The 217-nt window shown below is 74.2% G+C and carries 1 pseudogene; it reads right to left on the bottom strand.

The annotated features are described in order from the left end of the window. Nucleotides 1-217 (bottom strand): annotated as a pseudogene (locus tag F6Q13_RS18105) (hypothetical protein); the annotation flags it as partial.

Here is a 217-nt window from a genome sequence, read left to right on the forward strand (position 1 = left end):
CTGGGCGAAGTACAGGCCGGCGTTGATCGCGGCCAGCGGATACATCCGCCGATCGGTCAGCGCGGCGGCGAACGACGCGCCGGAGCCCGCGCTGTCAGCCACCAGGTGGCGTGCCAGGGTGGTCTTCTCGGCGGCGGTGAGCCAGTCGGCGTGTTCGGGGCTGTCGGTCAGGCCGCGCAACGCCCCCAGCGCCAGCACCGCCGCGGGCAGGCCTTCG

This window comes from Mycobacterium sp. (assembly GCF_008709575.1).
Lineage (GTDB): Bacteria > Actinomycetota > Actinomycetes > Mycobacteriales > Mycobacteriaceae > Mycobacterium.